Source organism: Variovorax sp. WDL1 (assembly GCF_001541225.1).
Lineage (GTDB): Bacteria > Pseudomonadota > Gammaproteobacteria > Burkholderiales > Burkholderiaceae_C > Variovorax.
In genome coordinates this window covers 101,307-120,479 of record NZ_LMTS01000027.1, presented here as the reverse complement: position 1 = coordinate 120,479, position 19,173 = coordinate 101,307, and the positions used below count along the sequence as shown (strand labels likewise).

General features: G+C 66.1%; 22 protein-coding genes. 20 read left to right on the top strand and 2 right to left on the bottom strand.

Annotated elements, in window-relative coordinates; genetic code table 11:
- The first annotated feature begins 223 nt into the window (after nucleotides 1–223).
- The 10 genes from APY03_RS05630 (at nucleotide 224) to APY03_RS05585 (ending at nucleotide 10,297) form a co-directional block, all read left to right on the top strand.
- Nucleotides 224–1,615 carry an amidase gene (locus tag APY03_RS05630; RefSeq protein ID WP_068674746.1) on the top strand — a complete coding sequence of 464 codons (1,392 nt, stop codon included), beginning with the start codon at nucleotides 224–226 and terminating at the stop codon, nucleotides 1,613–1,615.
- Between the two features lie 10 nt (nucleotides 1,616–1,625).
- On the top strand, nucleotides 1,626–2,339 hold the full coding sequence (locus tag APY03_RS05625) for an ABC transporter ATP-binding protein (RefSeq protein ID WP_068674744.1): 714 nt from the start codon (nucleotides 1,626–1,628) through the stop codon (nucleotides 2,337–2,339).
- A 56-nt stretch (nucleotides 2,340–2,395) separates the two neighbouring features.
- Nucleotides 2,396–3,247, top strand: coding sequence for a polysaccharide deacetylase family protein (locus tag APY03_RS05620; RefSeq protein ID WP_068674742.1), 852 nt, complete (start codon nucleotides 2,396–2,398; stop codon nucleotides 3,245–3,247).
- A gap of 46 nt (nucleotides 3,248–3,293) precedes the next feature.
- Complete coding sequence (locus tag APY03_RS05615; RefSeq protein WP_068674739.1) at nucleotides 3,294–4,499, top strand: ABC transporter substrate-binding protein; 1,206 nt, start codon at nucleotides 3,294–3,296, stop codon at nucleotides 4,497–4,499.
- A 43-nt stretch (nucleotides 4,500–4,542) separates the two neighbouring features.
- On the top strand, nucleotides 4,543–5,400 hold the full coding sequence (locus APY03_RS05610) for a branched-chain amino acid ABC transporter permease (protein ID WP_068674738.1): 858 nt from the start codon (nucleotides 4,543–4,545) through the stop codon (nucleotides 5,398–5,400).
- 13 nt (nucleotides 5,401–5,413) lie between these two features.
- On the top strand, nucleotides 5,414–6,388 hold the full coding sequence (locus APY03_RS05605; RefSeq protein ID WP_198161216.1) for a branched-chain amino acid ABC transporter permease: 975 nt from the start codon (nucleotides 5,414–5,416) through the stop codon (nucleotides 6,386–6,388).
- The gene (locus tag APY03_RS05600; protein WP_068674735.1) at nucleotides 6,385–7,137 is read left to right on the top strand and encodes an ABC transporter ATP-binding protein; all 753 of its coding nucleotides are present in this window, start codon (nucleotides 6,385–6,387) and stop codon (nucleotides 7,135–7,137) included. The genes APY03_RS05605 and APY03_RS05600 overlap by 4 nt, the downstream gene beginning before the upstream one ends.
- 2 nt (nucleotides 7,138–7,139) lie before the next feature.
- Entirely contained in the window at nucleotides 7,140–7,925 is a 786-nt protein-coding gene (locus tag APY03_RS05595; protein WP_162487152.1) for an SDR family NAD(P)-dependent oxidoreductase, read from the top strand.
- Nucleotides 7,926–7,991: 66 nt separating this feature from the next.
- A complete protein-coding gene (locus tag APY03_RS05590) occupies nucleotides 7,992–9,131 on the top strand; it encodes an LLM class flavin-dependent oxidoreductase (RefSeq protein WP_068674732.1) in 1,140 nt (379 codons plus the stop codon).
- 17 nt (nucleotides 9,132–9,148) lie between these two features.
- Nucleotides 9,149–10,297: a flavin reductase gene (locus APY03_RS05585; protein WP_083944179.1), complete on the top strand. Its 1,149-nt coding sequence runs from the start codon at nucleotides 9,149–9,151 to the stop codon at nucleotides 10,295–10,297.
- 33 nt (nucleotides 10,298–10,330) lie between these two features.
- Here APY03_RS05585 and APY03_RS05580 read toward each other — a convergent pair whose 3' ends face one another.
- Entirely contained in the window at nucleotides 10,331–11,134 is an 804-nt protein-coding gene (locus tag APY03_RS05580; RefSeq protein ID WP_083944178.1) for an IclR family transcriptional regulator, read from the bottom strand.
- Nucleotides 11,135–11,327: 193 nt separating this feature from the next.
- On the opposite strand from APY03_RS05580, the gene APY03_RS05575 reads away from it, so the two are divergent.
- The 7 genes from APY03_RS05575 (at nucleotide 11,328) to APY03_RS05545 (ending at nucleotide 16,441) form a co-directional block, all read left to right on the top strand.
- Nucleotides 11,328–11,945: a DJ-1/PfpI family protein gene (locus APY03_RS05575; protein ID WP_068674726.1), complete on the top strand. Its 618-nt coding sequence runs from the start codon at nucleotides 11,328–11,330 to the stop codon at nucleotides 11,943–11,945.
- Nucleotides 11,946–12,080: 135 nt separating this feature from the next.
- Nucleotides 12,081–13,403, top strand: a complete 1,323-nt coding sequence (locus tag APY03_RS05570) for an MFS transporter (RefSeq protein ID WP_068674724.1) — start codon at nucleotides 12,081–12,083, stop codon at nucleotides 13,401–13,403.
- 42 nt (nucleotides 13,404–13,445) lie between these two features.
- The gene (locus APY03_RS05565; RefSeq protein ID WP_068674722.1) at nucleotides 13,446–13,850 is read left to right on the top strand and encodes a cupin domain-containing protein; all 405 of its coding nucleotides are present in this window, start codon (nucleotides 13,446–13,448) and stop codon (nucleotides 13,848–13,850) included.
- A 10-nt stretch (nucleotides 13,851–13,860) separates the two neighbouring features.
- Nucleotides 13,861–14,202 carry a ferredoxin family protein gene (locus APY03_RS05560; protein ID WP_068674720.1) on the top strand — a complete coding sequence of 114 codons (342 nt, stop codon included), beginning with the start codon at nucleotides 13,861–13,863 and terminating at the stop codon, nucleotides 14,200–14,202.
- An 11-nt stretch (nucleotides 14,203–14,213) separates the two neighbouring features.
- Nucleotides 14,214–14,864 (top strand): helix-turn-helix domain-containing protein, encoded by a 651-nt coding sequence (locus APY03_RS05555; RefSeq protein ID WP_162487153.1) that lies wholly within the window; start codon nucleotides 14,214–14,216, stop codon nucleotides 14,862–14,864.
- A gap of 147 nt (nucleotides 14,865–15,011) precedes the next feature.
- Nucleotides 15,012–15,629: a class I SAM-dependent methyltransferase gene (locus APY03_RS05550; RefSeq protein ID WP_068674719.1), complete on the top strand. Its 618-nt coding sequence runs from the start codon at nucleotides 15,012–15,014 to the stop codon at nucleotides 15,627–15,629.
- 83 nt (nucleotides 15,630–15,712) lie between these two features.
- Nucleotides 15,713–16,441 (top strand): glutathione S-transferase, encoded by a 729-nt coding sequence (locus APY03_RS05545; protein WP_068674905.1) that lies wholly within the window; start codon nucleotides 15,713–15,715, stop codon nucleotides 16,439–16,441.
- Nucleotides 16,442–16,482: 41 nt separating this feature from the next.
- Here APY03_RS05545 and rsmI read toward each other — a convergent pair whose 3' ends face one another.
- Nucleotides 16,483–17,418, bottom strand: a complete 936-nt coding sequence (gene rsmI / locus APY03_RS05540; protein WP_068674718.1) for a 16S rRNA (cytidine(1402)-2'-O)-methyltransferase — start codon at nucleotides 17,416–17,418, stop codon at nucleotides 16,483–16,485.
- Between the two features lie 24 nt (nucleotides 17,419–17,442).
- Here rsmI and APY03_RS05535 point away from each other — a divergent pair, with 24 nt between their 5' ends.
- The 3 genes from APY03_RS05535 to APY03_RS05525 form a co-directional block, all read left to right on the top strand.
- Nucleotides 17,443–17,808 carry a YraN family protein gene (locus APY03_RS05535; protein ID WP_068674903.1) on the top strand — a complete coding sequence of 122 codons (366 nt, stop codon included), beginning with the start codon at nucleotides 17,443–17,445 and terminating at the stop codon, nucleotides 17,806–17,808.
- 93 nt (nucleotides 17,809–17,901) lie between these two features.
- Nucleotides 17,902–18,528, top strand: a complete 627-nt coding sequence (locus APY03_RS05530; protein WP_068674717.1) for an SIS domain-containing protein — start codon at nucleotides 17,902–17,904, stop codon at nucleotides 18,526–18,528.
- The coding region (locus tag APY03_RS05525) for a BON domain-containing protein (protein WP_232324162.1) at nucleotides 18,525–19,173 on the top strand (649 nt) is incomplete at its 3' end. The genes APY03_RS05530 and APY03_RS05525, both read left to right, overlap by 4 nt.

The window sequence follows — 19,173 nt, the reverse complement described above, 5'->3', positions numbered from 1 at the left end:
AGCGAAAAGCGAGCGGGAATTGCGCCTTGCTGCAGGGCCGGCGTGCGCCGGCTTCCCGCCAATGCCCTCCTGCCATGCGACTGCCCGACGCGTGCTCTAGCACATTTTTTCCGATCGTCAATACGCCGAATCCCTGGTTGGGGACAAATGCAAAACTTCTACAATCGATCCTAGCGAATTGCTATTCAATACGACCACATCGAGATAAATCGAGCACCTGCATATGGCCTACGACCCTCGCGACCATCAATCCCTGACGTTCTTCGACGCGCCGCCAAGGTTCGCCGCCGGTGCGGACACGCCTCGCGACTACCTCGAACGCTGCCTCGCGGTCATCCAGAGCCGAGAGCCCGCGGTGAAAGCCTGGGTGACCCTGAATGTGGAGGGCGCCCGCTCGGCGGCCGATGCGTCGACCCGGCGCTACAGCGAGGGCAAGCCGCTCTCACGTATCGACGGCATGCCCATTGGCATCAAGGACCTGATCTACACGAAGGACATGCCTACCGAGATGGGCAGCCCCCTCTACAAGGGCAACCACACGAACCAGGACTCTGCTTCCATCCGTGCATTGCGCGAGGCTGGAGCGGTGGTCCTCGGCAAGACGGTGACCACCGAGCTGGGGATGTCGCACCCCGGGCCGACAACCAATCCATTCGACTCGTCGCGCACGCCGGGAGGCTCCTCCAGCGGTTCCGCGGCGGCCGTGGGTGCCGGCATGGTTCCGGTCTGCATCGGAACGCAGGTGGTCGGCTCGATCATCCGGCCGGCCAGCTTCTGCGCGAACTACGCGCTCAAGCCCACCTACGGTGCGATCAACCGCGGCGAGCGCCAGGGCTTCAGCCAAAGCCAGTTCGGCGTTCACGCGGGCAGCCTGGAAGACCTGTGGAGCGTCGCCGCCGAGATGGCGGCAAGAGCTGGAGGCGATCCAGGGAGCCCCGGCCTCTATGGTCCGAGCCAGCTGGAGCCAGCCTGCCAGCCGTCACGACTCATCGTGATGGAAGGCGAGGGCTGGCCCCTGGTGGACGACCGGGCACGAAAGGCGTTCGAGACGTTCACCGACCAGCTGGAGGAGATGGGGGTCAGGATCCTTCGCCGCCGCGACAGCCCGCTCATCGAAGCCTTCGAGCGAGCCATCTCCCAGGCGAGCGCGCTGTCTCGCGACATCTCCGCATTCGAGATGCGCTGGAGCTTGGAGAACCTGGTCGAAAGGCACCCCGGCGAGATCAGCGAGAGCTTGATGGGGCGGCTCGAGCTCGCACGGAAGATGACGCTCGACGAGTACCGGAGCTTCCTGACCGCCCGCGAGTCGATGCAGCGCAGCCACATGGCGCTGGGCGGCATGGCGGACGCGCTGATCTCCCTGAGCTCGCTCGGGCCAGCGCCGCTGATGGGCGACATCGCCGGAAGCGACCCCGGCATCCCGCATGCCACCGGCAACCCGATCATGAACACGCCTTCCTCCGCACTCTGGGCACCCACTATCACTTTGCCCATGCTTGCGGTAGCAGGCATGCCGGTGGGTGTCCAGCTCATCGGCCAGCAGCACCAGGACGCGCGTGTTGCGAGGCTCGCCCGGTGGCTTCGCGACCAGGCACGTCCCGTCCTGGTGTCCTGAAGGGTCACGCATGATCCTCTCGGTCAACAACCTGCATGCCCACTACGGCAAGAGTCACATCCTGCAGGGCGTGACCCTGCACGTGCCCGAGCGCGGCATCGCGACGCTCATCGGACGCAACGGCGCGGGAAAATCGACCACCCTCAAGGCCATCGCAGGCTCGATCAAGCCCACCTCGGGCTCGGTCACGCTCAAGACCGGGGAGATCGCCGGGCTCACGGCCGACCTGATCAACCGCCGAGGGATCGCACTGGTGCCGGAGCACCGTGGGATCTTCTCCCTGCTCAGCGTCTACGAGAACCTGCAGATCGCCGCGCGGCCCGGGCACAGCGGCTGGACCATCGCGCGGGTCCTCGAGCTCTTCCCTCGATTGGGCGAGCGGCTGAAGAACGGAGGTGGCGAACTCTCGGGCGGCGAGCAACAAATGTTGTCCATCGCGCGCGCGCTGTTGACCCACCCGCGCGTGCTCATGCTCGACGAGCCCACCGAAGGCCTTGCGCCGGTCGTCGTCAAGCAGCTGGTCCAGACATTCCGGGAGATCGCTGACTCGGGCATCGGCATCCTGCTCGTCGAGCAGAACCTGAGGGTGTGCGAACAGGTGGCTGACTTTCACCACGTGATCAACCTGGGCCGCACGGTCTTCGCCGGCGACGGACAGCAGCTGCGCAGCAGCGGCGCGATCGAGCAGCACATCGGCATCGGCGCGGCCGCGGCGGAACACTGACGCAACGTCCTCAGGCCCCTCGACCCGACTCCCTCGACACACCAGGAGAACCCCGCATGAAATGGATGAACGACTCGCGCGTCTCGGTACTGCTGACCTTCGACTTCGATGCCGAAACCCTCTGGATCGCCCGGGACGCGGCGAACTGGGAGCGCCCCGGCACGCTCTCGCAGGGCACGTACGGGGCGAAGGTCGGGGTCCCGAAGATCCTGGAGCTGCTCAAGGAGGAGCAGCTCCCCGCGACCTTCTTCGTGCCAGGGTGGACCGCGGAGTTCCACCGTGCGCAGACGGAAGCCATCGCGGAGGCTGGACACGAGATCGGGCATCACGGCTATCTTCATGAATGGGTTGATCCGTCAAGACCGGAGCTCGAGCTCGAGGCGCTCGAAAAAGGCATTGACGCGCTGCAGAGGATCGTCGGCAAGCGGCCCCTCGGCTATCGCTCGCCGGCCGGGGAAACCAGCCACAACGTGTTCCGGCTGCTCAAGGAGAAGGGCTTCCTCTACGACAGCTCGATGCTGGATGACTACACGCCCTACCGGTCGACGCTGCTCGATGGAGCGCCGGGCGTCGTGGAGCTCCCCTGGCACTGGAGCCTGGACGACGCGATCTACTGCCTCTTCCACATCAAGAGCCCGCGCGCTGTCTTCACCAACGAGCACATCCTGCAGATCTGGAAGGACGAGTTCGACGCGATCCGCACGTGGGGCGGCGTCTTCAACCTCGTCATGCATCCGCAGGTGATCGGACGCCCCTCGCGCCTCACGCTCCTGAGGGAGTTCATCGCCTACACGCGCAGCTTCGGCGACGTCTCGTATGGAACCTGCGCCGACGTGGCGCGATGGTTCTCCGAGCACGAGCCGCCGTTCAACCCCGCCAGGCATGCCGTCCAGGCGAAGCCCGCCTGATACGACGCCCACCGCTCCTTCAACCCAACCGCACAAAGGAACTACAGTGAAACGCCGACAGATCATCAAAGGGCTCGCTTCCATCCTTCCGGCCGCTGCCGGCCTTTCTGCGCCCAGTGTGATGGCGCAGGCAAAACCCAAGCTGTCGGTCGTGGGGCCGCTGTCGATGTCCGGGGGCTTCGCGAGCGTCGGCACGCTCGTGCACGCGGGCAACATGCTGGGTGCCGAGTACTTCAGCCGTACGCTGCCCGTCACGCTCGACTACACCACGCTGGACGATCAGAGCGACCCCGGCAAGGGCGTGCGCAAGGTCGTCGAGGCGATCCAGGTCGACAAGGTGCGCTATTTCTCCGGCACCACGAACTCGGCAAGCGCGCTCGCGGTGGCCAAGGAAGTCCACAAGGCCGGCGGCGTGTACGTGAACCAGGCCGGTGCCGACTCGATGACCGGAGCGGATTGCAACCGATCCACCTTCAGGTGGCCCGTGAGCACCTACGGCTGCATCGAGCAATCGGTGCGGCCATTGACCAAGCTGCAGCCGAAGGCGAAGCGCTGGTACACCATCACCGGCCAGTACGTCTTCGGCGAGTCGATGCTGTCGAACACGAAGCGCGTGCTGGCAGAGGCGGGCTGCGAACATGTGGGCAACGCCTACCACTCCCTCGCCGAGAAGGAGTTCTCCGGCTACCTGGCAAGCGCGATGGCCGCCCGTCCGGACGTGGTGTGCATCCTCAACTTCGGCAACCAGACCATCGAGGTGATCCGGGCGGCGCTCAGCTTCGGGCTCAACAGGAACGCCATCATCATCGCGCCCTGGTCCACTGGCCTCGACCAGTTCGACGCGCTCGGTGCGGATTCCATGAACGGCATCTACTTCGGTGCGCAGTACTGGCATGACGTGAAGACGCCCGGCAACCAGCAGTTCCTGAAGGTCTACGGCGAGAAGCACAAGGACAAGCCGCCCTACGCGGTGGCGAGCGCCTACGCCGCCATGCAGATGATTGCCGAGGCTGTGAGAAAGGCGAACAGCACCGATCCCCAGGCCGTCATCAAGGCCATGGAGGGGCTCGAGTACGACGGCGTGACCGGAAGGGAGCACGTGCGCGCGGGCGACCATCAGGTGTTGAGGGATGTCTACCTCATGCGCGGCAAGCCCAAGGCGTCCATGAAGGATGCGGCGGACTACGTCGACATCGTGTCCTCGGGGCAGACCTTCCTTCCGGTCGACAAGACCGGCTGCAGCATGGCGTAGGCGCGCGCCACTGCACACAGAAAGCCTCCACTCGCGATCACTCATGAATGCGTACATCTTTCCCGTGCTGAACGGGCTCGGCCTGGGAATGATCTATTTCCTGATGGCAGTCGGGTTGTCGATCCTCTTCGGGCTGCTGAACTTCGTGAACTTCGCACACGGCGCGTTCTTCCTGGTGGGGGCCTATGTCTGCTACCAGGTTGCTGCCCTGACGGACAGCTTCCTGGTCTCGCTGCTCGTCGCGCCGTTCGCGGTGGCCTTGCTCGGGTGGGCACTGAACAGGTTTCTCCTGAACCGCGTGATCTCCATGTCCCACAGCGCCCACATCCTGATCACCTTCGGGATCATGCTGGTGCTCCAGGAACTGGTCATCTCGGCCTGGGGCCCACTGCCGCGCAACGTTCGCACCCCGGAGTTCCTGCAGGGCGTGCTGATGTTCGGGGACTTCGTCTATCCGCGCTACCGCCTCTTCGTGCTGCTCACATCCGCGATCGTGGCCATCGTGCTCTACATGCTGATCGTGCGGACCAAGTTCGGCGCGCTGCTTCGCGCGGCGAGTGAAGAGGCCGAGACCGTTTCCCTGCTGGGCGCGAATGTGCGGATGCTGTACTCCGTCGCGTTCGCACTCGGTGGGTGGCTCGCCGGCCTGGCTGGTGCCATGGCCGCGCCGCTCAGGGGGGTCGACCCGGCCATGGGCATGGATGCCCTTGCGATCGCCTTTGCGGTGGTCATCGTGGGCGGGCTGGGCTCGTTCAGCGGTGCGCTGGTGGGCGGGCTCTTCATCGGGCTGGTCCAGAGCGTGATGAGCATGCTTTGGCCGGAGGGCGCGCGGCTCATGATCTACGCGTCTGTCGCGGTGCTGCTGATCCTGCGGCCGAATGGCCTCTTCGGACGGACCTGAACAGGTACCCCATATGTTCTTGAGACTACTTTGCCTCTCCGCGGCCATGGCACTGCTTGCCTTCGCGAGCAAGTCCAGCGCGCTGCCGACGGAGATCTTCATCTTCGCGATTGCAGCGCTCGGGTTCAACATCCTGTACGGGATGTTCGGCCTGCTGTCCTTCGGTCACAGCGTGTTCTTCGGCGGCGCTGCCTACGTCTGTGCCGTCGTCGCGACCAAGTACCAGCTCTCCGCGCCCCTCGTGACCCTGCTGGGAGGCCTCGTCGGCCTGGCGGTCGCGACACTGTTCTCGCTGCTGTCCATCCGCACCAAGGGCATCTACTTCGTGATGCTGACCCTGACCCTGGGGCAGGTGGGCTACTTCCTCGCGCTGGCGCTTCCCCAGTTCACCGGGGGCGAGAACGGGCTGTCGGCAGTCGTGCGGCCCGATGTGACCTTCTTCGACTGGAAGATGTTCGACCTGCAGGCGCCGGGCGCCTTCCTGGCCTACTGCGCAGTTGCGCTGCTGGTCACGTTCGCATTCGTCGAGCGGCTTTCCAAGTCGCCGCTGGGCAGCGTGCTCAACGCCATCCGCATGAACGAGAGACGAAGCGAGGCGCTTGGATACAGCCTCGGCGGCTATCGGCTCGTGGCATTCGCGCTCTCTGGCTTCATCACCGGCATCGCGGGCTCCTTGTACGCGAGCTTCCTGCGCTTCGTGCCGCTCAACGTGGTGGACATCGAGACCGCCGAGAAGCTCGTCATCATGGCCATCATCGGTGGCCTCAGGACCTCCATGGGGCCGGTGATCGGGGCGGCCGTGTTCCTGGCTATCGCCGACGTTCTCGCGCCGATCTGGCCGCGCTGGATGATGCTCATGGGGCTGCTCCTGATCGTCGGCGTGATCGGGCTTCGCGGGCGCGGCATCGTGGACGTCGTGGGCGATGCATTCGACCGGGCCCGCAAGAGCCGCGCACTGCCCGCCGTCAGTGCAGGAGCCGCCAAATGACCGCCGACATCCTGGTTGCCGAAGGGCTCAGCGTTCACTATGGCGCGTTCTGCGCTGTCGATGCCCTGGACCTGAAAGTGCGAAAGGGATCCGTGCATTCGCTGATCGGTCCCAATGGTGCCGGAAAGACCACCGCTTTCAACGCCCTGTGCGGGATGGCCAGAACCAGCCGCGGGACGATCACCTACGACGGTGAGCGCATCGAGCGCATGCCGGTGGCGAGAAGGAGCCGCAAGGGCCTGGCAAGGTCCTTCCAGATCACCAATCTCTTCTTCGAGGTGGATGTACGGGAGAACGTCCGGCTGGCGTGCCAGTCCGCACGCGGGTGGAGGAGCTTCGACTTCCTCTCGCAGTGCGCGAGCCAGAGCGCGATGCACGAGAGCGTCGACGAAGTGCTGGCGTGGGCGGGCCTGCAGCCCAAGGCCGACTCCCTCGCGGGCGAGCTCTCGCACGGGGAGCAGCGGCGGCTCGAGATCGCTCTTGCGGTCGCATCCAGTCCCACGGTGCTCTTCCTGGACGAGCCGACCGCCGGCATGGGCGCCGAGGACATCAGCTTTGCAAAGCTATTGATTTCGAACCTGTCGAAGCAGCGGCGAATGACCATCGTGCTGATCGAACACAACATGTCGCTGGTCATGGATATCAGCGACCGGATCACCGTGTTGCAGCAAGGCAGGAAGGTCGCCGAAGGCGATCCCGAGTCCATTCGCAAGGATCCGGTCGTGAGAGCAGCTTACCTGGGGGAATGATCGTGAAGGCATTGGAAGACAAGTCAGCCCTGGTCACCGGGGCTGCCAACGGAATCGGCGCCGCCATCGCGGCCGCCTTCTGCCGGGCCGGCGCCAGGGTGGTCCTCGTCGATCGCGACGAGGACGGCTTGCGTCGCGTGCAGGCAAGCCTCGCAGGGGACGGCCCCGAGTGCATTGCACTTGCATGCGATGTGTCGAAGCCCGGTGAGATCGAGGCGTGCGTCAAGAAAGCGCTGGCCGCAGCCGGCGAGATCGACATCCTGGTCAACAACGCCGGAGGAAGCGGGCCGACGCCGGCGCTCGATATCGAGGAGATCGAAGAGTCGACCTGGGACTATGTGCTCGACCTGAACCTCAAGAGCACCTTCCTCTTCAGCCGCTTCGTCGTGCCGGGCATGCGCAGGAAGCGGTACGGCCGCATCATCAACATGTCTTCCACGCTGAAGGATGGCCTGGCGGGGCCATTGAACACCATCAATGCGCGGCTGCCGTACGCCACGTCGAAGGGCGCCATCGTTTCCTTCACGCGGCAGCTGGCGAAGGATCTTGCGCCCTGCGGCATCACCGTCAACGCCCTCGCGCCAGGCCTGATCCATGCCGACGCCGACGCGCGCATCGCCAGGCGCTATATGAGCCTCGACGACGCAGGGCGCAAGTCGATGATGGCTGCGATCCCGGCGGGACGTCCGGGCAGCGGCGAGGAAGTGGCCGGCGCGGCGCTCTTCCTCGCCTCACCCGCAAGCGGCTACATCACCGGCGATACCTTGATGATTTCCGGCGGCATCTAGCTCCGCCAGCCGAACCGAAGGCAAACAGGACTTCGCCGGGCGCAATCCCGGCAGCAGGAGAAACAGATGATCCAGAACCCACTCTTCAATTCCAACAAGCTCAAGCTCGGCATCTTCGGCACGAACGGAAAGGGCGGAGCCCAGACCCTGGTCCCCGAGGCCTACAAGCCGACCTGGGAGAACGCGGTCCACACTGCGCAGTTCGCGGACCGGGCGGGATTCGAGGCCATCGTGGCCTACGCCCGCTGGAAGGGCTACATGCGTGGGCGCCCGGAGCATGCGAGCGGGATTGTGTTGGACCCGTTCACATTCTCGGCAGGCATCTCGCAGGTCACGTCGTATTCGACGGTGTTCGCGACCTCGCATGCGCCGTCGTTCCATCCCCTCGCGGTGGCCAAGCAGTGCGCGACGATCGACATCATGTCCAAGGGCCGCTTCGCCCTCAATGTCGTGGGCGGATGGAACAAGCCGGAGCTCGAGATGTTCGGGGCGCCCCTGAAGGAGCACGACAAGCGCTACGACCACCTGGAGGAATGGCTGAAGATCGTGAAGAAGCTGTGGGCAGAGGTAGAGGAGTTCGATTTCGAGGGCGACTTCTACCAGGTCAAGGAGGGCATGTCGATGCCCAAGCCACTGCAGCAATCGCCTTCGATCCCGATCATGAGCGCGGGCGGCTCGCCCCGCGGCAGGCGCTTTGCCTGCGAGCACGCGGACATGTGCTTCGTCATGCTCAGGAGCGACGACCTCGCCAGCTGCAAGAAGCAGATCGACGAGTACAAGGACTACGCGATGACGGAGTTCGGCCGGAAGGTGCAGGTGTGGACCTATGCGCCGGTCGTACAGCGCGAGACGCGCAAGGCGGCAGAGGACTACCTGCGCTACTTCGCCGTGGACAAGGCGGACAACGAAAGCGTCGACGCATGGACGGCAGGCCTGCGTGAGCAGACCCAGATCATGTCGAAGGAAGAACTGCTCGAGTTCCGCACGCGTTTCGCGGCCGGTGCGGGCGGTTCCATCCTGTTGGGAACCGCCGACGACATCGCGAACACCCTGGAGATGTACTCCGAGGCGGGCCTGGATGGCGCACTGCTCACCTGGGTGGACTTCGCCGACGGAATCAACCGGTTCACTGGCGACGTCCTGCCGATGCTGGAGCGTCGAAATCTTCGTCGCCCCTTCGATGCCGCGTCGCGTCCGGGCGCATGACCTCACGAGGTACAGCCATGATCCAGCACCTGCCCTCGCACCAGAGCCATGCCGCGGCGCCGCTTGCCGCTGTCGACGCTGCCACCACCACCGCCACTGTTTCAGCGGCATTCGACAAGAAGCAGTTCCGCGAGGTCCTCGGTACTTTCGTGACCGGGGTCACCGTGGTGACCACGACCGATCCGGTTGGCCGGCACTACGGCGTGACCGCCAATTCGTTCAACTCCGTCTCGCTCGACCCCCCACTGGTCCTGTGGAGCCAGTCGATCACGACCAGCAGCTATCCTGGCTTTCGCGACTCGGGCAGCTTTGCGGTGAACATCCTCGCGGATGACCAGGTGCACATCTCCAACCACTTCGCGAAATCGGCGGACGACAAGTTCCAGCACCTGCATTACACGCTCGGCATCGGCAACGTGCCTTTGCTGGACGGAGCCGCCGCCACCCTCGAATGCACGAAGGTCGCGGCGTACCCGGGCGGCGATCACGTCGTCTATATAGGGCGCGTCGAACGAATCGCACGGCACGATCGCCGTCCGCTCGTATTCGGGGGCGGCAAGTACATGGTGGCGTACTCGCATGACCTGGGGCCCGGGTGGGCGCAACCCGGAAGCTCGCGACCCGCTTCGCTCGAGAGCATCGCGATCGCCATCGAGGCGATGCCCGGCATCGCACGGCGACTCGGCGACCGGACGCTGTGCCTGGCGGTGTGGGGAAACCATGGTCCGACCGCGCTTCACTGGGAGCCATCCGCCATGCCGGTCAGCTGCCATCTGCAACCTGCCCTCGTCATGAGCGTCACCAATTCGGCGACCGGCGGCGCCTTCGCGGCCTTTCTTCCCCCGGAGATCACGTCGACTTTCATCGACGAGGAACTGCGCCAGACCGGCCAGGTCTCGGGCGATCGGCGGCGCTCCTTTCAGGAGGACGTGGCCGACTTCAGGCGGCGCGGACTGGCGCGGGCGGTCGAATCGCAGATGACCGAGAGGCTTCACGGCGTGACCGTCAATGCGTTCAGCGCCCCGATTCATGGGCCCGATGGCGAGATGGTGATGGCGCTGACCGTCATAGACCGAGCAACAAGGCTCCATCCCGATTGGGACGGCCAGGTCCCGAAAGGGCTGGTCGACGAAGCCCAGGCCATCTCCGCTCGACTGCGCTGTTGAGCCGGGCAGGGCGCACGCAGCCGGTGAAGGACGTCACTTCCCGCTGAGGGCCTGCGCCGCCGCAAGCACCAATGGCCCATGTTTGCGGGCGAACTCGTCGAGGGTCCATTCCGCGAGTGACGCAGCCACGGAGATCGCGGCCACCGGCTTTCGCTGCGCATTCAGGATCGGCGCCGCGATGGCGATCTCGCCCAGCGCCATCTCCTCGATCGCCAATGCGTATCCGGTCTGACGCGCCGCGACAACGTGCTCGAAATTGGCTTCGGGATCGATGGTTGTCTTGGGCGAGAACTTCGAGACCTCGCTGGCACGCAGGATTTGTCGGACCTCTTCGTCCGGCAAATGAGCGAGCGCTGCGCGTCCGCCGGAAGAAACCGCGCTCGGGATTCGGCGGCCCACCAGCGTTGCCCGGAATGTCTCCCGCTTGCTCTGCAGGCGATGGGCATAGACGATCGTCGTGCCATCGAACAGGCTCAGGTCGACGCGTTCCTGGACGGTCTTGCGCAGCTCGATCAGGATCGGCACCGCTCGTTCCACCAAGGGGTTGTGACGAAGATAGTCGAACGACCTGTCGAGCAAGCGCTTGCCGGGAATCAGCTTGCCGCTGACGTCGTCGCGCTCCATGTAGCGCAGGGCCAGGAGCGTGTGGCAGATGCGCTGCGCGCCACTCTTGTCGATGCCGGCAGCCTTCGCTATCTCGGAAAGCGTCAGCGGATGCGGGGATTGGCCGAATGCCTCGAGAACCCTGAACGTCTTTTCAACGGACTTGAGGAACAGGCGTTCGTCCTGCTCGGTCTCGGGCGCCACATCCGCGTGCGGAGGAGCTGCAGTTCGCATCGGGAATGCCGGAAGTAATAAGGCCGTATCTTAGTGCAATACATACATAGCTGACGCTTGAATCGTGCGCCCAAGCCCCGCTGCATGCTCGCGCCCAGTGCCGCTTAGCGCGCGTGGAGTTGCTCATTGGTAAACTTTTGCTTAGAGTGTTGCTTGAGCGGCCATGTTGCGCCGGTCTCCCATGGAGCCTTGGATGAAGTTTGCATTCCTGCTGTACGAGGGCGTGGAGCCCATCGACCTCGCCGCGATCGGCGTGATCTCGATGGCGAAGCGCGTGATTCCGGAACTGAACTACCTGACAGTGGCGACCGATGCAGGCCTGCAGCGGCTCTCGAACGGACTCAGGGTTGCACCGGACTTCACCCTCGACGATTGCCCTGGTGTCGATGCAATCATCGTCCCCGGCGGACCCGGCTGGCCCGCTGCCTCGAACGACGAGGCCATCCGCTCCTTTCTTCGGCGCCGCAGCGGCAGTGCAACACTGGTTTCCGTCTGTACGGGCGCCATGATCCTCGCGACGGCGGGCCTGCTCGACGGGCGATCGGCGACCACCAAGTGCGAGGTCCGCGCGCCCGAGCTTTCTCCCTTGGGCGTCCTGGCGCGCGAACATCCGGAGGTCGATGCGCGCAAGGCGCTCGTCGTCGATTCCGGGACGATCATCACCGGCGGCGGCGTGTCGCTGTGCATCGACGCCATCCTGCACGTGCTCGCCACGCGCATCGGCGCCGATGAAGCGGCCGAAGTCGCCCGCATCATCGAGTACGCGCATGCATGGCAAGCCAACAAGGCGCGCCTGCCGACACTTGCCTGAACTGCGGGTTTGTCCCATCTCCGGATTGTTTGACACCTCGAATTGGGAAACTTATAGTTTCCCATCAGACAACAAATCGTTGCCTGAATCACCGCTGCCTCAGCGGGCTCTTGCTTGTCGAAACTGGAGAAGGCGATGGAAATTACGGATGCAGGTGCCTATGGCGCCGTCCCTGCGACCAAGTCGGACCACCGGGTCAAGCGGGTCGTCTTTGCGAGCGCGCTTGGAACGATCATCGAGTGGTACGACTTCCTGATCTACGGCGCGGCTGCGGCGCTCGTGTTCAACAAGTTGTTCTTTCCCGCCGACGACCCCTTCGTCGGCACACTCGCCGCGCTCGGAAGCGCCGCGGTCGGCTTCTTCGCGCGCCCCTTCGGCGGCGCGGTGTTCGGCTACTTCGGCGACCGGCTCGGGCGCAAGTCGATGCTCTTGCTGACGCTGGTGATCATGGGGCTGGGCACCTTTGCCATCGGCCTGCTGCCCACCTATGCGCAGATCGGCATCTGGGCGCCGATCCTGCTGGTGCTCTTGCGGATCGTCCAGGGCATCGGTCTGGGCGGCGAATGGGGCGGGGCCGCGCTGATGGTGCTGGAGCATGCACCGGCCCGTCGGCGAGGCCTGTGCGGCAGTCTCGTGCAGGTCGGCTTCCCGATAGGCCTCATTCTCTCGGCGGGCGTTTTCGCGCTCGTGTCCAAGCTGCCCGAGGAAGAATTCCTGTCCTGGGGGTGGCGCGTGCCCTTTCTCTCGAGCCTGGTGCTGGTGATCCTGGGCGCCTTCATACGGATGAAGGTCGAGGAGTCGCCCGTCTTCGAGGCCATGAAGGCCAAGAAGGAGATTGCGCGCAACCCGCTGGCGGAGGCGCTCTTCAAGCATCCCAAGAGCTTCTTCATCGCCATCGGCCTGAAGATCTCCGAGGTTTCGTGGGTCTACATGCTCACCGTGTTCGTGGTGGTGTATGCGACCACCAAGCTTGGCTTGCCGAAGTCGCAGATCCTGGACGCGATCATGATCGCCGCCGCTATCGAGATCGTGACCATCCCGCTCTTCGGGTACCTGTCGGATGTGTTCGGACGGCGGCCCTTCTATTTCGCGGGATCGTTGTTCACCATCGCCTTCGCGTTCCCCATGTTCTGGCTGCTGGGGACCAAGGACCCGCTCGTGGTCGTCGCCGCAGTCGCTGTGGCGCTCAGCTTCGGCCACGGGCTCATGTTCGCGCCGGAAGCCACCTACTTTCCGGAGCTCTTCGGCGCCAGGTCGCGCTACAGCGGCGCATCCTTCGGCTTCCAGGTCGCTGCGGCCATCGGCGGCGGCTTGACGCCGGTGCTCGCCACCGTGCTGAGCGAGAAGATGGGTGGCACCGCAGGCATCTCGATCATGCTCATCGTGCTGGCGCTCATCACGCTGACGGCCGCGCTCTTCGCGCACGAGACGCGCAACAAGTCGGTGTCCGCCTTGTAGGCGGATTCCATTCCTTCGCTTATTCGTACCAAAGGAGCTTCCATGTCCAATGCCCATACCGCCCAACGCCTGTCCGGCAAGCTCGAGCCCACCAAGGGTGGCTCGATCTACGTCGATCCGGAAAAGCTCGAATGGCAGAAGTCGCAGTTCGACAAGATCTGGATGAAGGTGCTGTACCGCAACGACGAGGCGGGCGAGATGACGGTCCTGCTCAAGTGGGAGCCCGGCGCCGTGCTGCCTTTCCACAAGCACCCCGAGATCGAGCAGAGCTGGGTGCTCGAAGGGTCCTTCTACGACCACGACGGCATCTGCCGCGCCGGCCAGTACGTCTGGCGCACCCCCGGCTCGCTGCACGAGACGCGCTCCGACGAAGGCTGCCTGCTCCTGGCCGTGTACCGCAAGCCCAACGTCTTCTTCAACACCGCAGGGTTCCAGGCCGCGGCCTGAGGGCGAAAGCGTGGCGTACGTCGTCACCGACGCCTGCATCCGCTGCCGCTATGGCGAATGCATCGAGGTCTGCCCGCAGGACGCGTTCCGCGAGGGGCCGAACTTCGTCGTGATCGATCCGCATGCCTGCGCCAACTGCGCCTTGTGCGAGATGGTCTGCCCGGTGCAGGCCATCTTCCCCGAGCAAGGCCTCGGCGATGCGCTGCGCCCCTTCGTCGCCTTGAACGCCTCGCTTGCACGGAGCTGGCCGCGCGCCGTCTTCCGCGGGCCGCTGCCCGATGCCGACGAATGGGCTTCGAAGGAGTCCAAGCTCGCGCAGCTCGACGCCGGCACGCCGGAGGTGCGCCCGTAAAATCGGGCGACATGCCAACAACCAAGCGCCCGGAGACAAGAACAAGTGGCGAAACGAACGCCACATCGCAGGACGACACGCCCCTGCCTGTCGATCTGGGCGCGCGAATCAAGCAGCAGCGCCTTGCTGCCGGGCTGACCCTCGCCGAACTGGCCGAGCGCGCCGGCTTCGGCAAGGCCTACCTCTCGCGTATCGAGAACGGCAAGAAGGTGCCGCCGATCGGCACGCTCTCGCGCATCGCCGACGTGCTCGGCATCGAAGCCGCGGCGTTGCTGCAGACAGCGGGCGTGCGCGCCCGCTGGCGCGGCGCCAGCGTCGTGCGCAAAAGCGAAAAGCGCGCGACCGTGCTTGGCGGCAGCGCCTTCGGCTACGACTACTTCGCGCTCACCGACGCCACCGAGGGGCGTGCGCTCCAGCCCTTCCTGTTCTCCTTTCCTGCCGAGGTCGACAAGTTCGTCTTCTTCGAGCACGACGGCGAGGAGCTGCTCCACGTCCTGACCGGGCGCATCGAATGGCAGGTAGGCATGGACAAGTACATCCTCGAGGCCGGCGACACGATCCATTTCGATTCGCGCATGCCGCACCGTGGCCACAGTCTTTCGGGTGCGGCCACTGCGCTCGTTGTCATGTACTCGCCCGGAAAGGCCGCCAACCTCGCTTGAGGCGCGCCGCCCGCCGGGACGAACGAACTGCGCGCAGGCGCATCATCGCCGTACAGCCTGGAGGCTAGAAAGATGAAGGAAAGCAGAGCACGATCGGAACGCTTCAGCCCCTCGAATCTCCCGGTCGGGTCGAGGCCGGAACTGGCCATGTCGGAAGCAGGCGTTGCACGCGCCTACAAGCGCCTCGCGCCGGTGTATGACCTGCTCTTCGGACAAGTGCTCGAGCCCGGACGACGCCGCATGGCGGACGTTGTTCGCACGCTGCAACCCGCGTCGCTCCTCGAGGTCGGTGTAGGGACCGGGCTCGCCCTGGCGCGCTACCCGACCACGTCGAAGATCGTGGGCATCGACCTGTCCCACGAGATGCTCGAGCGGGCGCGTGAACGCGCCCGCGGCCTGCCCGATCACCAGATCACCATCGAGTACATGAACGCGGAGCGCACGAGCTTCCCGGATGGATCGTTCGACTGCGTCACCCTGCCGTACGTGCTGTCCGTCACGCCCCGGCCGGCCGAACTGGTGCGCGAGATCCGCCGCGTGTGCAAGCCGGAGGGGACCATCGTCGTGCTCAACCACTTCAGTGGAAGCGGGTTCTGGTGGCTCATGGAACGGGCCTTTCGTTCTGCTGCGGAGCACATCGGCTTTCGTTCCGACTTCCGCTACGAGGAGCAGATCCTCTCCCACGATTGGCAAGTGGTCAGCATCGAGTCGGTCAATCTGCTCGGCCTCTCCAGGCTCGTCGTGCTGAAGAACCGCAGGGCCTAGAAGTCCTCCCGGGACAGGCCTCGTGGGTTCGGCGTTGTCGATGATCGGGGTTGCGCGATAGCATGCACGCGAAAGGACTCGACGTGACCTACCAGCTCCACTACTGGCCCAGCATCCAGGGCCGCGGCGAATTCGTGCGGCTCGCACTCGAGGCGGCCGGCGCCGAGTATGTAGACGTGGCGCGCGAGCCGACGGGCCGGGGCGGGGGCGAGGCGGCGCTGGGGCGGCGGCTCGGCGATCCGGACAATCCGCGCGCTTCCTTCGCGCCGCCTTTCCTGGTCGACGGTGACATCGTGGTCGGCCAGACGGCAGCGATCCTCCTGTACCTGGGCCCGCGCCTGGGCCTGGCCGGCACCGGCGAGCGCGATGCGCTCTGGACGCACCAGCTGCAGCTCACCATTGCCGACGTGGTGGCGGAGGCGCACGACACGCACCACCCGATCTCCACCGGCGCCTACTACGAGGAGCAGCGCGAGGCCGCGCAGGCGCGCGCCAGGTGCTTCCGCGAGGAGCGGATCCCGAAGTTCCTCGACTGGTTCGAGCGCGTGCTCCAACGCAACCCGGCGGGCGACCTGCACCTCGTGGGCAATAGCCTGACCTATGCCGACCTCTCGCTGTTCCAGCTGGTGGCGGGCCTGCGCTATGCCTTCCCGAAGGCGACGGCTCGTGCCCTGGCCCGCACGCCTGCCGTGGTGAAGCTGCATGCCAACATCGGCCGCCGGCAGCAGGTGCACGACTACCTGCAGAGCCCGCGGCGCATTCCGTTCAACGAGGAAGGCATCTTCAGGCACTACCCCGAGCTCGACGGCTGATCGGACAGCGCGGCCGCTGAAGGCAGACCAGATGCCGGCTTTCAGTCGCTGGGCTCCTCGCGCAGGCGCAGCGCCAGGTCATAGAGCGCGTTGCGCGGCGCGCCGCTGATCTCGGCCGCCAGGCGCACTGCGCTCTTGAGCGGCAGCTCGGCAAGGAGCAGTTGCAGGACGCGCCGGGCTTCGGCGTCGTCGTCCGCCGCCGCCGGCGCAGGATGCAGCGCGAGCGCGAACTCGCCGCGCGTGCGGTCGCGGCTGGCCGCGAGCCAGGCGGGCAGCTCGGCGGCGGGCAAGGTGGCGATCTCCTCGAACTGCTTGGTGAGCTCACGCCCCACCGTCACGCGCCGCTCGCCCAGCACGGCCAGGGAACGCGCCAGCGCCTCGATGCGATGGGGCGCCTCCAGCAGCACCACGCTGCGCGGCTCGGCAGCGAGCGCCTGCACGGCGGCATCGCGCTCGCCGGGCTTGGCGGGCAGGAAGCCGGCGAAGACGAAGGCACTCCCGGCATCGCCGTCCGCGACCAGCCCTGCGGCCGACACCAGCGTGGTCACGCTGCTCGCGCCCGGCAGCGGCAGCACGCGCAGGCCCGCAGCGCGCACTGCACTGGCCAGGCGCGCCCCGGGGTCGCTGACGCCGGGCGTTCCGGCATCGCTGACATAGGCGATGCGCTCGCCGGCCGCAAGGCGTGCGATCACGGCCTGCGCCGCCTCGGCCTCGTTGTGCTGGTGAAGCGCCAGCAGCCCGGCGGCGGGCCGCTCGATGCCGTAGGCGCGCAGCAGGGCCTGCGTGTGACGCGTGTCCTCGCAGGCCACGGCATCGACCAGCTGCAGCACGTGCAGGGCGCGCAGGGTGATGTCCGCCAGGTTGCCGATCGGCGTGGCGACCACGTATAGCACGCCTTCGGGATAATGCTGCGCGCCCGCGGCATCGCGCGCGGCCGGCAGGGCTGCGCCGAAGGAGGCGGGGGCGAGGGAGCTCAAGACGTGTTTCTCCAGGACAAGAAGGTGGCCGAGGCCACCACCAAGCAGCGCGGGGATGCAGCCGAGGCGGCCGCGCTCGCGCATCTGCAGTCGGCCGGCCTCGTGCTGGTCGCGCGCAATTATCGAACCCCGGGCCGCGGTGGCGGCGAGATCGACCTGATCATGCGCGATCCGCGCGACGGCACGCTGGTCTTCGTCGAAGTGCGCCATCGCGCCGATGCGAGCCATGGCGGCGCGGCCTCCAGCATCACCGGCGTGAAGCGGCGGCGCATCGTCTTCGCGGCGCGGCACTACCTGAGCCGCTTGCGCACGCTGCCGCCCTGCCGCTTCGATGTGGTGCTGGTGGAGGCGCGCATCGAATGGATCTGCGCCGCCTTCGATGCCGACTGATGTTCTTCCGAAGTGGAGAACCCTGGCCGCCCGCCGCCACTCCAGCGGGGCAATAACCTTTTGTTGCGCGGCCCGCAGTTATCATCCCGCCCCATGCTCGAGCAACGGATCCAGCAGCACTTCATCGACAGCGCGGACCTCAAGTACCAGGCCGGCCCGCTTCTCGGCAAACCGATCTCCCAGGCCATGCAGGCCCTGCTTGCCTGCATGACCAGCGGCGGCAAGATCCTGGCGTGCGGCGCGGGTGTCTCCGGCCTCCTGGCGGTGCAGTTCGCCGCCCAGTTCGTCGGCCGCTTCGAACGCGATCGCCCCGGGCTCGGCGCCATCGCGCTGCCGTTCGATGCCATCGACCCCGCAGCCGATACCTCCGAGGCCGGCGACCCGGACCGCTTCGCGCGCCAGGTGCGCGCGCTCGGGCAGGGCGGCGACGTGCTGTTGGCCCTGAGCGCCAGCGGCCAGTCGGCCGCCGTTCTGGCCGCGCTCGAGGCGGCGCACGCGCGCGACATGACCGTGGTGGCCCTGCTGGGCAACGCCTCGGGCGGCGGCGCCAGCAGCAATCCCGGGGGCGCCGTCGCGCGGGCCTTGCGCGAAACCGATGTCCAGATCTGCGTGCCGCACGAGCGCGCGGCGCGCATCCACGAAGTCCACCTGCTCGTGCTGCACTGCCTGTGCGACGGCGTGGATGCCCAGTTACTCGGAGAACAGGAAGGTTCCATATGACGACAACATCCCTCCAGCGCCTCGCGTTGGCCTTGACCGCGGGCGCTGCGCTGGCTGCCGGCCTTTCCGCCTGCGTGCCGCTGGTGGTCGGCGGCGCGGCGGTGGTGGGCGCGGGCATGGTGGCGACCGACCGCCGCAGCTCGGGCGCGCAGCTCGACGACCAGGGCATCGAGCTGCGCGCGAGCGCGCGGGTGCGCGAGATCGCGAACGACCAGATGTATGTCAGCGTGACGAGCTTCAACCGCCAGGTGCTGCTGACCGGCGCTGTGGGCAACGAGGCCGACCGCCGCCGCGTCGAGGACGTGGTGCGCCGCGTCGACAACGTGCGCTCGGTGGTCAACGAGCTGACGATCGGCGCGCCGAGCACCTTCCAGCAGCGTTCCAACGACACGCTGATCACAGGCAAGATCAAGGCTTCGCTGCTCGACGCCAAGGACGTCTTCGCCAACTCCTTCAAGGTCGTGGTGGACCGCGGCACGGTCTACCTCATGGGCCTGGCCACGCGGCGCGAGACCGATCGCGCCACCGACATCGCGCGCGGCGTCTCGGGCGTCGAGAAGGTGGTGCGCGTGGTCGAGATCGTCAGCGAGGCAGAGCTGGCCGGCCAGCCGCAGCAGGGCGGCAGCGGTGCGGCGTCAGGCTCGC

Bases quoted from the DNA above. Each gene is read 5' to 3' on its own strand.
- APY03_RS05610 (WP_068674738.1), top strand. From the start codon at position 4,543: ATGAATGCGTACATCTTTCCCGTGCTGAACGGGCTCGGCCTGGGAATG.
- APY03_RS05530 (WP_068674717.1), top strand. From the start codon at position 17,902: ATGCTCGAGCAACGGATCCAGCAGCACTTCATCGACAGCGCGGACCTC.
- APY03_RS05605 (WP_198161216.1), top strand. From the start codon at position 5,414: ATGTTCTTGAGACTACTTTGCCTCTCCGCGGCCATGGCACTGCTTGCC.
- APY03_RS05565 (WP_068674722.1), top strand. From the start codon at position 13,446: ATGTCCAATGCCCATACCGCCCAACGCCTGTCCGGCAAGCTCGAGCCC.
- APY03_RS05570 (WP_068674724.1), top strand. From the start codon at position 12,081: ATGGAAATTACGGATGCAGGTGCCTATGGCGCCGTCCCTGCGACCAAG.
- APY03_RS05590 (WP_068674732.1), top strand. From the start codon at position 7,992: ATGATCCAGAACCCACTCTTCAATTCCAACAAGCTCAAGCTCGGCATC.
- APY03_RS05625 (WP_068674744.1), top strand. From the start codon at position 1,626: ATGATCCTCTCGGTCAACAACCTGCATGCCCACTACGGCAAGAGTCAC.
- APY03_RS05555 (WP_162487153.1), top strand. From the start codon at position 14,214: ATGCCAACAACCAAGCGCCCGGAGACAAGAACAAGTGGCGAAACGAAC.
- APY03_RS05620 (WP_068674742.1), top strand. From the start codon at position 2,396: ATGAAATGGATGAACGACTCGCGCGTCTCGGTACTGCTGACCTTCGAC.
- APY03_RS05585 (WP_083944179.1), top strand. From the start codon at position 9,149: ATGATCCAGCACCTGCCCTCGCACCAGAGCCATGCCGCGGCGCCGCTT.
- APY03_RS05580 (WP_083944178.1), bottom strand. From the start codon at position 11,134: ATGCGAACTGCAGCTCCTCCGCACGCGGATGTGGCGCCCGAGACCGAG.
- APY03_RS05600 (WP_068674735.1), top strand. From the start codon at position 6,385: ATGACCGCCGACATCCTGGTTGCCGAAGGGCTCAGCGTTCACTATGGC.
- APY03_RS05630 (WP_068674746.1), top strand. From the start codon at position 224: ATGGCCTACGACCCTCGCGACCATCAATCCCTGACGTTCTTCGACGCG.
- APY03_RS05575 (WP_068674726.1), top strand. From the start codon at position 11,328: ATGAAGTTTGCATTCCTGCTGTACGAGGGCGTGGAGCCCATCGACCTC.
- APY03_RS05550 (WP_068674719.1), top strand. From the start codon at position 15,012: ATGTCGGAAGCAGGCGTTGCACGCGCCTACAAGCGCCTCGCGCCGGTG.